This is a genomic window from Acidovorax sp. NPDC077693, assembly GCF_044542805.1.
Lineage (GTDB): Bacteria > Pseudomonadota > Gammaproteobacteria > Burkholderiales > Burkholderiaceae_C > Acidovorax.
The window spans coordinates 45,186-58,510 of record NZ_JBITVD010000018.1; the positions used below are offsets into that span (position 1 = coordinate 45,186).

The window sequence follows — 13,325 nt, forward strand, 5'->3', positions numbered from 1 at the left end:
GAAGCGCTACCAAGAAGCAACCGTTTGTGTTTTCTGTTGCGCCGTTAGCGCGCTGCGGCAAGCCTGAAAACGGGAGTTGCCAAAGCCGAAGCTGCCGCAGGATGTGCTGTTGCAAAAACGCACTAACACAAGAAAAAGAACCATTCTCATTTAGAATGTAACTATTCCTACCGCAAGCCAGTCGCGGGAGCATGCACTCCTCGGACCAGCCAGCACTCGCCGTCTCCCCTGCTCGGGGCGACCGTCTGGACCCAAGCCCATCTGGCTCGCTTGTCGGCAGGCATGCCCGCGAGGGGGCCGAGGCCAGGATCACCTGCTGACCACCACCCGCCATGCTTTCGCCCACCGCCCTGCGCCGCTGGTCATGGACCCACAAGTGGTCCAGCCTGGTCTGCACCGTCTTCATGCTGCTGCTGTGCCTGACCGGCCTGCCGCTCATCTTTCACCACGAGATCGGCCACCTGCTGGGCACCGAGGTCGAAGCGCCCCCCATGCCCGCCCACACGCCGCGCGCCAGCCTGGACAAGGTGCTGGCCGCCGCGCAGGCGCTGCACCCCGACCGCGTGGTGCAGTTCGCTTCGCAGCCCGAGGACGACGACGCCCTGTGGTTCGTGACCCTCACGCCCACGCCCGCGCCGACCGAGGATTTCAAGTCCATCGCGGTGGACGCGCGCACTGCGGCCGTGTTGTCGCAGCGGCCGGTGGACCAGGGTTTCATGTACATCATGTTCCGCCTGCATGTGGACCTGTTCGCGGGCCTGGCGGGCAAGCTATTCCTGGGGTTCATGGGCTTGCTGCTGCTGGTGGCCATCGTCACCGGCGTGGTGCTGTACGCGCCGTTCATGCGCAAGCTCGCGTTCGGCGAGGTGCGCCGGGACCGGTCCACCCGCGTGAAGTGGCTCGACCTGCACAACCTGCTGGGCATCGTCACCCTGGTGTGGGCCTTCGTGGTGGGCGGCACGGGCATGATCAACACCTGGGCCGACCTGATGATCAAGTACTGGCAGTACGACCAGCTGTCGACCCTGCTCAAACCGTACGAAGGCCAGCCCACCGTCCCCATGGCCGAGCGCGGGCCGCTGCAGCAGGCGCTGCAGGCCGCGCAGGCGCATGCGCCGGGCATGAAGCTGTCGTTCATCGCCTTCCCGGGCACGGCGTTTTCCAGCCCGCACCACAACACGTTCTTCCTGAAGGGCAACGAGCCGCTGACCTCGCGCCTGCTGCAGCCCGTGATGGTGGACGCCCGGACCGCGCAGGTCACTGCCGCCCCACAACTGCCGTGGTACCTGACGGCGCTGCTGGTGTCGCAGCCGCTGCACTTTGGCGACTACGGCGGCATGCCGATGAAGATCATCTGGGCGCTGCTCGACATCGCGACCATCGTCGTGCTGGGCAGCGGGCTGTACCTGTGGCTGCGCAAGGGCGTGCAGGCGGGCAGCACCGCCGCGGCCGCCATCGCACCCGCGCCTACCGGCCTGCCCACTGCCTCTACCGCCATCCCAGCTGCACGCACCGGCACGCCGCTGCCCCGCACGGAGGGCCGCGCATGAAGCCGAACCCGTTCTGGTCGCTCTGGGGCTGGCCCATCGTGATGGGCGTGCTGACCACCACGGGCCTGATCACCGCCCTGGTGTCCGACACCTGGGGCGACTGGTGGTCGTGGGTGGGCCTGGGCGTTCCGGTGGCGGTGATGGGCTGGTTCTCATGGCCTTTTTCACAGCAGGCACACCATGCACGCAGCGCCCTCCGTGACACCCCGGCACCGCAGACCACCCCGGGCCGCGCCGGCGACCCCGTCGACACCGACATCCACAGCAGCGGCACCGCTTCGGCGCCGCGCTAACACCTCCTTCAACTTCATTTTTCACACCACGACCATGCGCCCAGCCACATCGTTCCAGCCAGCCCCGCTGCGCCCCGTTTTTGCCGCCACGCCGGTGGCCATTGCCGCCGCCGTGATGTTCGCGCTGGCAGCGCCTGCCGTACTGGCCCAGCAGGCTGCGCCAGCCGCCGCCGCGGAAGGCAAGGCGCTGTCCACCGTCACGGTGAACGCCAGTGCCGACGCATCGGCGCAGGGCCTGTCGCCGGCCTACGCTGGCGGCCAGGTGGCCCGCGGCGGCCGTGCCGGCGTGCTGGGCACCAAGGACGCGATGGACACGCCGTTTTCCATCACCAGCTACACCAACGAGTTCATCCAGGACCGCCATGCCCGCAGTGTGGGCGACGTGCTGCAGAACGATCCCACGGTGCGCGTGGCGCGCGGCTTCGGCAATTTTCAAGAGGCGTACTTCATCCGCGGCTTCATCCTGGACTCGGACGACACGGCCTACAACGGCCTGTACAGCCTGCTGCCGCGCCAGTACATCGCCACCGAGCTGTTCGAGCGCGTGGAAGTGCTGCGCGGTGCATCGGCCTTCTTGAGCGGTGCCAGCCCCAATGGCGGCGGCATCGGCGGATCGATCAACCTGCTGCCCAAGCGCGCGCCCAACGAGCCTTTGAACCGCGTCACATTCGGCGTCTCCAGCGGCGGGCAGACGCAACTGGCGGCCGACATCGCGCGCCGCTTCGGTCCCGACGGCAACACGGGCATCCGCGTGAATGCGGCCACCCACAACGGCGGCACGGCCGTGGACCATGAAGACGTCAAGCTCGGCCTGGCAGCCGTGGGACTGGACTGGCGCAGTCGCGACGTGCGCCTGTCGGGCGACATCGGCTGGCAGGACCACAAGCTCAAGAGCACCCGCACCAACGTGACGCTGGGCGCCACCGCCACGAAGATGCCCACGGCACCCGACGGCGGCACCAACTTCGCCCAGCCCTGGACGTATTCGAACGAGCGCGACACCTTCGGCACGCTGCGCGGCGAATGGGACATCACGCAGGACATCACCGGCTGGGCCGCGGCCGGCGCACGCCGCAGCTCCGAAGCCAACTCCCTGGCCAACCTGACGGTGAGCGACAGCAGCACCGGCGCGGGCTCTACCTACCGCTTCGACAACACCCGCAAGGACAGCGTCAACACCGGCGAACTGGGCCTGCGCGGCAAGCTGCAGACCGGCAGCGTGGGCCACGAGTGGGTGGTGGTGGCTTCGCACTTCAGCGCGGACAAGAAGAACGCGTACGCCATGGACTTTGCCAACACGCAGTCCACCAACCTCTACAACCCCGTGTACAGCCCGCTGCCAGGCTTCAGCGCGGGTGCCTTCCGCGGCGGCGACCTGGCCGACCCGCGCCTGACCGGCAGCACGCGCCTGACCAGCTTTGCCATCGGCGACACCCTCTCGCTGCTGGACAAGCGCCTGCTGCTCACCGGCGGCCTGCGCCACCAGAAGCTGGAGATCGCCAACTACGCCTACGGCACAGCCGCCGAGACCGACCGCTACGACCAGAACCGCACCAGCCCGCTGCTGGCGGCCGTCTACAAGCTCGACAAGAGCCTGTCGCTGTACGGCAACTACGTGGAAGGTCTGAGCCAGGGCGCCACCGCGCCCTCCACCGCCGCCAACCGCGGCGAGATGCTGTCGCCCTATGTTGCCAAGCAAAAGGAAGTGGGCGTGAAGTTCGACGGCGGCCGCTTTGGCGGCAGCGTGGCGCTGTTCTCCACCACCAAGCCGCGCGCCTATGTGGGCAGCGACAACATCTTCCGCAGCAACGGCAAGGACCGCCACCAGGGCATCGAGCTGGCCGTGCAGGGCGAGGCGACCAAGGGCCTGCGCCTGCTGGGCGGCCTGACCTGGCTCGAAGCCAAGCAACTGAACACGGGCACCGCCAGCACCGACGGCCGCCGCGTGATCGGCGTGCCCAAGCTGCAGGCCAACATCGGCGCCGAGTGGGATGTGCCGGGCGTGAACGGCCTGGCGCTGGACGGCCGCCTGGTGCACACCGGCTCGGTGTATGCCAACGCCACCAACACCATCAGCGTTCCCGGCTGGAACCGCCTGGACGTGGGCGTGCGCTACCTGACCGAGGTGCAAGGCCGCCTCGTGACGCTGCGCGCCCGCGTGGACAACCTCACCAACCGCAACTACTGGGCATCGTCGGGCGGCTACCCCGGCGCGGGCTACCTGGTGGTGGGTGCGCCGCGCACGCTGTCGGTCAGCGTGGGCGTGGACTTCTGACGCCACCGGCTCTCCGCGCCCTGCACCACAGCCCCTTGCCCCAGCGGCGCGTTCATCCGGACGCTGCACCCTGCACCCTGCACACCGCCGCACAGCCACCCAGCGCCTGACCACCGGGCGTAGGCAGCCACTCCCTTTCGCACCGCGTTTCGCCCCCTCGTCCAGGGGCGCGCAGCGCTGCGCGCTCGCCGATTTTTGTTGAAACCACCGAAAGGAAACTGCCATGTCCTCGTCCCTGCGCCACAAGGCCCCCGTGCTTGCCGCCCTGCTCGCCTGTGCATCCCTCACCGCCGTCACCGCCGCCCACGCCCACCAGGTGTGGCTGGAAAACGCGGGCGGCCAGGCCCGCCTGCATTTTGGCGAGTTCAACGAGAACCTGCGCGAGACCTCGCCAGGCTCGCTGGACAAATTCAAGGGCGTGCCCGCACTCGAGCAGCGCACCGGCACGGCCGCGCAGCGCGTGGACGGCCAGCTGGGCAAGGACGGCTTCAACTACACCGTGGCCGGCACGCCCGACACGCTGTTCGCCGCCGCCACCTACCCGCTGATCGACCGCAGCAAGCGCAACCTGCCCGCGATGTACTGGCAGCCCTCGGCCCGCTGGGTGGCGGGCCTGACGCAAGCCGTGGCGCCCACCGCGCCGCTGGACCTGGTGCCCACCGGCAAGCCTGGCGAGTTCAAGGTGGTCTACAAGGGTGCGCCACTGCCCAAGGCCAAGGTGCAACTGGCAGCCCCCTCGGGCTGGACGCGCGAGGCCGAGGCGGCTGAAGACGGCACCGTGACCTTCGTCACGCCCTGGAAGGGCCAGTACGTGGCCGAGGTGAAGCACAGCGACAAGACCCCCGGCGAAGCCCAGGGCGAGAAATACGGCGAAGCCAGCTACGTGACCACGCTGACCTTCGTGCTGGCCGACGGCATGGCGTCGCCCGCCCTGCCCGCGCCCCCCAAGGCCCACTGAGAGCGGCTCACAAAACGCTTCTGGCGTTGTTGCCACGTCTTGTCGTACTGCGCGTACTGCTTGCGACGTGGCGCCTGGCCAGAACCGTTTCGCTGAGTTTTGTGATCCGCTCTGAGCCTTAGCGACCGCCGAGGCGCCGCCCGCAAGGCGCCACCGCGACTGGACCCACGCCATGCGCAGTCCCTGCAGCGCGGGCCGACGCACCACCGGCAACAGCCAGTCGCTCACGCCAGCGGTGTCGTGCAGGGTGCGGCTTCTGCATCCAGCGTCTGGTGGGGTGCTTGCCGCAAATCCACCGTTCGCCCTGAGCCTGTCGAAGGGCCCTTCGCAGAAAGCGCCTTGGCTTCGACAGGCTCGGCCCGAACGGACCGGAGCGTGGATGAGGTATGCAGCCAACCCAATCCAATCCGACCCAATCCAATTGCCGCCTACCGCTTGATGTACAAGCGCCAGCAGCTATTAAAACCATAGCATCATGATCCAACCGAACTTTTTGCGCACCGCCGTGGCCCACGCCGCCCTGCTGGCCCTGTGCAGTGCAGCCCTGGCACAAACCAGCGCGGCGCCAGACCCTGCCGACCCGCCCGCAGCGGCGCCATCGTTGCGCCAGGTGGATGTGGTCGATTCGACCGCGGGAGCCGCCGCCACGCCCGCACGGCGCGCCCAGAGCAGCTCGCGCCTGGGCCTGTCGGTGCTGGAGACGCCCCGCTCGGTCAGCGTGATCGACAACGCGCTGCTGGAGCAGCAGATGGCCACGACCGAGCGCGACGTGCTGCGCAACGCTTCGGGCGTGTCGATGCGCAGCGAGTACTACGGCTCGTACTCGCAGTTCTCCATCCGCGGGCTGTGGGCCAACAACACCTTCAACTTCCTGCGCGACGGCGCCAAGTTCGTCCACCTGCTGGACCCGCCACTGTTCAACATCGAGCGGGTCGAGGTCATCAAGGGCCCCGCCGCGCTGGAGTTCGGCCAGGTCGCGCCCGGCGGCCTCGTCAACTACGTGAGCAAGCGGCCCCAGGCCGAGGCGCTGCGCAACGTGAAGGTCGGCGTGGGCAGCGACGGCTGGCGCAACGCGGAGTTCGACCTCACCGGCCCGCTCAACGCCGACGGCACGCTGCGCTACCGGCTCGATGGCGGCGCCAGCCGGGGAGGCAGCTTCGTGGACGGCAACACCCCGCGCAAGCAGGGCATCGCCGGCAGCCTGGAGTGGCAGATCACGCCCGACACCGTCTGGCGCGCGCAGGCCGAATACCAGGGCATCGACGGCGTCTCCACCGTGGGCCTGGCGGTGCCCGATCCCAAGAACCCGCGCAGTGCCGACGTGCTGCCAGTGGGCGCGTTCTACGGCGAGCCGTGGCTGACCACCGACGGCCGCATGCGCTTTTACTCCACCGAACTGGAGCACCGCTTCACCGATGTGCTGCAGGGCCGCGTGCACCTGTCGCGCAACGAGACGAACCGCAACGTGAACCTGCCCTCCCCCATGGGCCCTGCGGCCAACGGCCGGGTCCCGCGCGGCTACTGGCTGGCACCCGGGCAGGAATACACGTCGGACACCGCGCTGGCCGAGCTGCGCGCCAAGGTGCAGACCGGCCCGGTGCAACACACTCTGCTGGCCGGCATGGACTGGCGCACCATCCAGGGCGTGTACGGCGCGCGCGCCACCGGCAACCTGGGTGCCGTCGACCTGTACAACCCGGTGACCGGCCTCGTGCCGGCGGCAGCGTCCACCGGCGTGTCCCGGCTGTCCTCGGACGCGCGCAACACCGGTGTGTTCGTGCAGGACCGCCTGGTGCTGGGCGACTTCGGCCTGCTGCTGGGCCTGCGCCACGACCGCTTCAAGGACGCATACTCCACGCCCGTCACCGACCTGAGCAAGACCCAGCCGAGTGCGGCGATCAGCTGGGAGCCGCGCCCCGGCACCATGCTCTACGCGAGCCACGCGCGCTCGTTCCAGGCCAACACCGGCACGCTGCTGTGGGGCGACCGCGGCGCGCCGCCGTCGGAGGGCAAACAGCTGGAAGTGGGCTGGAAGCAGGAATGGCTGGACAAGCGCCTGATGACCACCGTGTCGGCCTTCGAGCTGGAGCTGACCAACGCGCCCGCCACCGACCCGCAGCACGCGGGCTACTCGGTGCTGACCGCGCGCCAGCGCATCCAGGGCGTGGAGCTGGAGCTGCAAGGCCGTATCACCCCCGGCTGGACGGTGACGGCCCAGGCCAGCTTCCAAAACCCCAAGGTGCTGGCCGACACCACCGCCGGGGCCAACGTGGGCAACCGCGTCGCGCTGGCCACGCGCCGCAACGCATCGCTGTGGACGCAGTACCGCCTGCCGCAACTGCCCGGCCTGTGGGTCGGCGGCGGCCTGGTGCACCAGGGCGACAAGTTCACCGCCAACGACAACAAGTGGCGCCTGCCGGGCTTCACCACGGTCGACCTGGCCGTGGGCTACCAGTTCGCAGGCGGCGTGCGGCTGCAGGCCAACCTGAAGAACGCGGGCAACCGCCGCTACTACCTGGACGGCACGGCCACGGCGGCCGGCTTTGGCACCGTGGTGCCCGGCCAGCCGCGCACGGTGCAGGTGTCGCTGGATTACACGTTCTGACGGCAAGCGATTCCCCCACCCCGCCCGACCCACCACCCGCCCGCAGGCCAGCGCTTGCCCGCGCAAGCCTTGCGCCTCGGGCCGGACAAGTTTTCAACCATCGGAGAAAAGCACCATGAAACCTGGCATCACCGCCTGCCGCACCGCCATCGCGCAGGCCGCATTGCTCGCCCTGTGTGGCGCCGCCCACGCCCAGCAGGCCACCGCCGAAGGCACGGCCGCGCCCACGGCCGACAAGGCCCTGGCCCCCGTCACCGTGAGTGCGGGCAGCGAACAGGAAAGCCCCACCGCCCCGGTCACCGGCTTCGTCGCCAAACGGGCGCTGAGCGCCACCAAAACCGACACGCCCCTCATCGAAACCCCGCAGGCCATCAGCGTGATCACCCGCGACCAGATCGAGGCGCAGGGCGTGCAGACGCTGCGCCAGGTCACGGCGTACACGGCCGGGGCGGTGTCGAACTACTTCGACAGCCGCGTGGACAGCTTCGCCGCACGCGGCGGCACCGTGTCGCAGTACCAGGACGGCCTGCTGCGCACCTACGGCACCTACAACACCAGCCGGCCCGACCCCTACACGCTGGAGCGGGTGGAGTTTCTGCGCGGGCCGACCTCGGTGCTGTACGGCCAGGGCAGCGTGGGTGGCGTGCTCAACCTCACCAGCAAGCGCCCGCAGGCCGAAACGCAGCGCGAGGTGCAGCTGCAGCTGGGCAACAACGCCCGCAAGCAGATCGCCGCCGACCTGACGGGTGCGCTCGACCAGGACGGCCAGTGGCTCTACCGCCTGGTGGCCGTGGGCCGCGACAGCGGCAGCCAGGTGGACCATGTGGACGACGACCGCCTGGTGTTCGCGCCCTCGCTCACCTGGAAGCCCAACGCAGACACCTCGCTCACGCTGCAGGCGCTGCACCAGAAAGACCAGAGCGGATCGCTCATTGGCTTCTTCCCGTGGCAGGGCACGCAACTGGCCAGCCGCTACGGCCAGATCCCGCGCAACACCTTCATCGGCGAGCCGGGCTGGGACGCCTTCGACACCACCAACAACTCCTGGGGCTACCTCTTCAGCCACCGCCTGAACGCGGACTGGACCGTGCGCCAGAACCTGCGCCGCACCGTGAGCGAGGTGGACTACCGCACCATCTACACCAGCTTCACCGCCAACGCCGCCACGGGCCGCCCCGCGCGCCCCGTGTTCAACAGCGACGCCCGCACCGTCGTGCGCGACGCGGTGTGGAACATCAACACCGGCCGCATGCTGCTGATCGACACCCAGCTCGAAGGCAAGCTCAAGACCGGCAGCGCGGACCACACCTTGCTCGCAGGCCTGGACGTGCAGCGCAACCACACCGGCCAGCAGGCCTGGCGCGCCGTGGCACCGGCCATCGACGTGTACAACCCGGTGTACGGCAACTTCACGCCGCCCACCACGGCGCAGCTGGTGCGGCAACCGAACGTGGTGCAAAAGCAGTTGGGCTTTTACCTGCAGGACCAGATCAAGTGGGACCGCTGGACCGCCACGCTGGGCCTTCGCCACGACAGCGCCCAGACCGACACCGTGGGGCGCCCTGCAGCCGCGGTCGATGACAAGGCCTGGACCAAGCGTGCAGGCTTCACCTACCAGATGGACGGCGGCTGGGCCCCGTACGCGGGCTATTCCGAGTCCTTCCAGCCGCTGGGCGGCGTGGACGCGTACGGCACGGCCTTCAAGCCCCAGCGCGGCGAGCAGTGGGAAGCCGGCGTGAAATGGCAACCCGCCGGCCAGGGCATCAGCGCCTTCGCGGCGGTCTACCAGCTGCGCGAGAAGAACCGCAAGACCAACGACCCCGGCAACCCGCTCAACAGCCTGCAGATCGGCGAAGTCAAGGTCCGGGGGTTCGAAGCCGAAATGCAGGCCAGCCTGGCCCGCCAGTGGGACTTCACCCTGGGCTACGCCTTCACCGACGCGAAGATCAGCCGCAGCAACGCAGGCGACCAGGGCACCCCCGTGGCCAGCGTGCCCAAGCACACCGCATCGGCCTGGCTGAGCCACCGCTTCGCCAGCGAAGGCCGCGGTGGCTGGACGGTGGGCGCCGGCGTGCGCTACACCGGCTCCCAGTGGAGCGGCACCAGCGCCATCAGCACCCCGGCCGCCACCCTGGCCGATGCGATGGTCGCGTACGACGCCGGCGACTGGCGCGTGGCCTTCAACGTGGTGAACCTGGCGGACAAGGTGCACATCACGCAGTGCCTGGCGCGGGGAGATTGCTTCTATGGACAGGCGCGGACGTACACGTTGACGTCGACGTACCGGTTCTGAGGACTGCGGGGGCAGGCCCCCGCACCGACGCGATCGTGCATCCCGTCCAGAAAAAAAGCCTGGGGACCGTCTTGCGAAGAGTCTCCGCAAGCCAGCCCCCAGGCTTCGTACCAGCAACCACCCGGCAGCCAACCGGCCGCCGGAGAGCGTGAATCTTCTTACACGTTCATGATCGACACCAGGCGCGTGTTCAGGTGCGCTTCGATGGCTTCGGGGCCGCCTTCGGAGCCGTAGCCCGAATCCTTCAAGCCGCCGAATGGCAGCTCTGCGGCAGGGGCTGCTGCCTGGTTGATCCAGAGCATGCCCACTTCCAGGCGCTGGGCCAGCAGGTGGGCGTTCTTCAGCGACGTGGTGAAGGCGTAGCCGGCCAGGCCGAACGGCAGGCGATTGGCTTCGGCAATCGCGTCCTCGATCTTCTCGAAGCCGCGCACCGCGGCCACGGGGCCGAAGGGCTCTTCGTTGAAGATACGGGCCGACAACGGCACGTCGTTGAGCACGGTGGGCTGAAAGAAGTTGCCTTCGGTGCCGATGCGCTCGCCGCCCGTGGCCACCTGCGCGCCCTGCTGCACGGCGTCGGCCAGCAGGTCGGCCATGGCGGTGATGCGGCGGGGGTTGGCCAGCGGGCCCATCTGCGTACCGGCCGTGAGGCCATCGCCCACCTTCAGGCCCTGCGCGTACTTGGCGAACGCCGCCACGAAGTCGGCGCGGATGCTCTCGTGCACCAGATAGCGGGTGGGCGAGATGCAGACCTGGCCCGCGTTGCGGAACTTGGCGCCGCTGCTGATCTTGATGGCCAGTTCCAGGTCGGCGTCTTGCGCCACGATGACCGGTGCATGGCCGCCCAGCTCCATGGTCACGCGCTTCATGTGCTTGCCGGCGAGGGCTGCCAGCTGCTTGCCCACGGGCGTGGAGCCGGTGAACGTGACCTTGCGGATGATGGGGTGCGGGATCAGATAGTTGGAGATTTCAGCCGGGTCGCCATAGACCAGGCCCACGGTGCCGGCAGGCACACCCGCATCGGCAAACGCGCGGATCAGCTCTGCGGGGCTGGCCGGGGTTTCTTCGGGCGCCTTGACCAGGATGGAGCAGCCTGCGCCCAGCGCGGCGGCGAGCTTGCGCACGACCTGGTTGATGGGGAAGTTCCACGGCGTGAAGGCCGCCACGGGGCCCACGGGGTCCTTGAGCACCATCTGCGTGGCCTTGAGGTTGCGCGAGGGCACGATGCGGCCGTACACGCGCAGGGACTCGTCGGCAAACCATTCGATGATGTCGGCCGACGCCATGGTCTCGACCTTGGCTTCGGCCAGGGGCTTGCCCTGTTCCTGCACCATGATCGCGGCGATCGCATCGGCGCGCTCACGCATCAGCGCCGCGGCGCGGCGCATGGTCTTGGCGCGCTCGGCGGCGGGGATGTCGCGCCAGGCTTCGAAGCCCTTTTGCGCAGCGTCCAGTGCGCGGTCCAGGTCGGCCTTGCTGGCATGGGCCACGCGGCCGATTTCCTTGCCGGTGGACGGATTGAACACGCCGATGGTCTTGCCGTCGGCGGCGTCCTGCCACTGGCCGGCGATGAAGAGTTGGGTACTGGGGTAGCTCATGCAAAGGCTCCTGATGACGAAACGGTGGGACGGAAAGCGCTGGACCGGCCCCGGGGGCCTTGCCGCGCGCGAAACCAGACACTATAGGCGCCAGCGCGGCGCCCCGCAGAAGGAGCGCGGGAACCCCGCCCTGCGGGGCTGGCTATTGGCCAGGCACAGCTGCAGAGACTACCGGGACACCGCGGCCAACCTGGCCTGCGCGTCGTCACCCCAGCCCCCACCCAGCGCGCGGATCAGGCCCACCGTGGCCACGTACTGTGCGGTGCGCACCTGCAGCTCCTGGCGGCGGTTGCGCAGTTCGCTGCGGCGCGCGTCCAGCAGCTCCAGCTGGCTCACCAGGCCGTTGCGGTAGCGCGCGTCGGACAGCTGCGTCGCACGGCGTGCGGCCGTCACTGCGCGGGCCTGCGCCTCGGCCTGGCCCGACAGCAGGCGCAGCGAGCTGAGCTGGTCTTCCACGTCACGGAAGGCGTTGAGCACCTGGCCGCGGTGGTCCGCCAGCGCGGCCTCCAGGCGGGCCTTGGCGCCCTGCACCTGCGCATCGCGCTGGCCGCCGTCGAAGATGGGCAGCGACAGCAGCGCACTCACGCCCCACGCGCGGGCCGACCACTTGAACAGGTCACCGAGCTCGGGCGATGCATGCCCCGCATTGCCGGTGAGCGTGACCGCCGGGAACCACGCGGTCTGCGCCACGCCCACGCGGGCCTGCGCGGCCAGCACGGCGGACTGCGCGGCCGACACGTCGGGGCGCCGCGCCAGCACGGTGCCGGGCACACCGGGCGGGATGACGGGCAAGGCGGCATCGGTGGCCGCCGCCGGCAGCGTGAAGCCGCTGGCCACATCGCCCACCAGCACGGCCAGCGCGTTGGTCAGCAAGGCTTGCTGGCGCTGCAGTGCCAGCGACTCGGACTCGGTGGAAGACACCTCGGTCTGCACGCGGGCCACGTCCAGCTCGGCCACATCGCCGGCCTGCAGGCGGCGCTGCGTGAGGCGCAGCGTGTCCTGGTAGGCAGCCAGGCTCTCGTTCACCAGGATCTGCTCGGCCTGCACCGAGCGCAGTTGCAGGTACGTCTGCGCCACATCGGCCTGCACCAGGAGGCGCGTGCTCTGCAGCAGGGCGTCGCGGGCATCGGCATCCAGGCGCGCGGCATCGCTGGTCTGCGACAGGCGGCCGAACAGGTCCAGTTCATACGATGCGTTGAGGCCTGCCGTGCCCAGCGTGGACGGCGATGAGCTGCCCGTGCTGCTGGCACCGGCCTGGCGCGACACGCCCGCCGACGCGCCGATCTGCACGGACCGTGCTGCGTCGGCCGAGCGCAGCAGCGAGCGCGCTTCGGCCAGCCGCGCGGCCGCCTGCTGGATGCTGGTGTTGGCCGTGCCTGCGCGCTGCACCAGGTCGGCCAGCACGGGGTCCTGAAAGCCCAGCCACCATTCGCCGCGGGGCTGCGCCTCGGCGGGTGGGGCCACGGTCCAGGGTGCGACGGGCAGGGCTGCGCCGCCGGCGCTGAAGCTCTCGGGCACGGCCACGCCGGCATGGGGTGCGGGTGCCACGGGCTGGGTCATGCACCCGGCCAGCACCAGGGCTGCGGCCAGGGGGGCCAGCAGGCTGAGCCTGCGCGAAGGCGCTGGCGCTGGCGCTGGCGCCGTCACCGCGTTGGCGGCATCAGCGTTCTTGTTCGACAAAAAATCCATCATGGTCGGTCTCCTGCCCGCCCTGCTGCCAGGGGCAGCGCGGCGCGGGCGGTGGTATTGAAAATGG

Annotated in this window: 8 protein-coding genes; 6 read left to right on the top strand and 2 right to left on the bottom strand. The window is 69.4% G+C overall.

The window, feature by feature from the left end:
* The first annotated feature begins 332 nt into the window (after window positions 1-332).
* From ACIGHN_RS22565 to ACIGHN_RS22590, 6 genes are all read left to right on the top strand, one after another.
* Window positions 333-1,550, top strand: coding sequence for a PepSY-associated TM helix domain-containing protein (locus tag ACIGHN_RS22565; protein WP_396506206.1), 1,218 nt, complete (start codon window positions 333-335; stop codon window positions 1,548-1,550).
* Window positions 1,547-1,843 (top strand): hypothetical protein, encoded by a 297-nt coding sequence (locus ACIGHN_RS22570; RefSeq protein WP_396506207.1) that lies wholly within the window; start codon window positions 1,547-1,549, stop codon window positions 1,841-1,843. Before ACIGHN_RS22565 ends, ACIGHN_RS22570 begins: the two co-directional genes overlap by 4 nt.
* 34 nt (window positions 1,844-1,877) lie before the next feature.
* Complete coding sequence (locus ACIGHN_RS22575; protein WP_396506209.1) at window positions 1,878-4,118, top strand: TonB-dependent receptor; 2,241 nt, start codon at window positions 1,878-1,880, stop codon at window positions 4,116-4,118.
* Between the two features lie 223 nt (window positions 4,119-4,341).
* A complete protein-coding gene (locus ACIGHN_RS22580; protein ID WP_396506211.1) occupies window positions 4,342-5,076 on the top strand; it encodes a TonB-dependent receptor in 735 nt (244 codons plus the stop codon).
* Window positions 5,077-5,551: 475 nt separating this feature from the next.
* Window positions 5,552-7,681: a TonB-dependent siderophore receptor gene (locus ACIGHN_RS22585; RefSeq protein ID WP_396506213.1), complete on the top strand. Its 2,130-nt coding sequence runs from the start codon at window positions 5,552-5,554 to the stop codon at window positions 7,679-7,681.
* Window positions 7,682-7,796: 115 nt separating this feature from the next.
* Window positions 7,797-9,974 carry a TonB-dependent siderophore receptor gene (locus tag ACIGHN_RS22590; protein WP_396506215.1) on the top strand — a complete coding sequence of 726 codons (2,178 nt, stop codon included), beginning with the start codon at window positions 7,797-7,799 and terminating at the stop codon, window positions 9,972-9,974.
* Between the two features lie 158 nt (window positions 9,975-10,132).
* Here the strand turns inward: ACIGHN_RS22590 and ACIGHN_RS22595 are convergent, their stop codons facing one another.
* Complete coding sequence (locus tag ACIGHN_RS22595; RefSeq protein WP_056411794.1) at window positions 10,133-11,569, bottom strand: NAD-dependent succinate-semialdehyde dehydrogenase; 1,437 nt, start codon at window positions 11,567-11,569, stop codon at window positions 10,133-10,135.
* A gap of 168 nt (window positions 11,570-11,737) precedes the next feature.
* The gene (locus ACIGHN_RS22600; RefSeq protein ID WP_396506217.1) at window positions 11,738-13,261 is read right to left on the bottom strand and encodes an efflux transporter outer membrane subunit; all 1,524 of its coding nucleotides are present in this window, start codon (window positions 13,259-13,261) and stop codon (window positions 11,738-11,740) included.
* Window positions 13,262-13,325: the final 64 nt, after the last annotated feature.

Bases quoted from the DNA above. Each gene is read 5' to 3' on its own strand.
- ACIGHN_RS22565 (WP_396506206.1), top strand. From the start codon at position 333: ATGCTTTCGCCCACCGCCCTGCGCCGCTGGTCATGGACCCACAAGTGG.
- ACIGHN_RS22570 (WP_396506207.1), top strand. From the start codon at position 1,547: ATGAAGCCGAACCCGTTCTGGTCGCTCTGGGGCTGGCCCATCGTGATG.
- ACIGHN_RS22575 (WP_396506209.1), top strand. From the start codon at position 1,878: ATGCGCCCAGCCACATCGTTCCAGCCAGCCCCGCTGCGCCCCGTTTTT.
- ACIGHN_RS22580 (WP_396506211.1), top strand. From the start codon at position 4,342: ATGTCCTCGTCCCTGCGCCACAAGGCCCCCGTGCTTGCCGCCCTGCTC.
- ACIGHN_RS22585 (WP_396506213.1), top strand. From the start codon at position 5,552: ATGATCCAACCGAACTTTTTGCGCACCGCCGTGGCCCACGCCGCCCTG.
- ACIGHN_RS22590 (WP_396506215.1), top strand. From the start codon at position 7,797: ATGAAACCTGGCATCACCGCCTGCCGCACCGCCATCGCGCAGGCCGCA.
- ACIGHN_RS22595 (WP_056411794.1), bottom strand. From the start codon at position 11,569: ATGAGCTACCCCAGTACCCAACTCTTCATCGCCGGCCAGTGGCAGGAC.
- ACIGHN_RS22600 (WP_396506217.1), bottom strand. From the start codon at position 13,261: ATGATGGATTTTTTGTCGAACAAGAACGCTGATGCCGCCAACGCGGTG.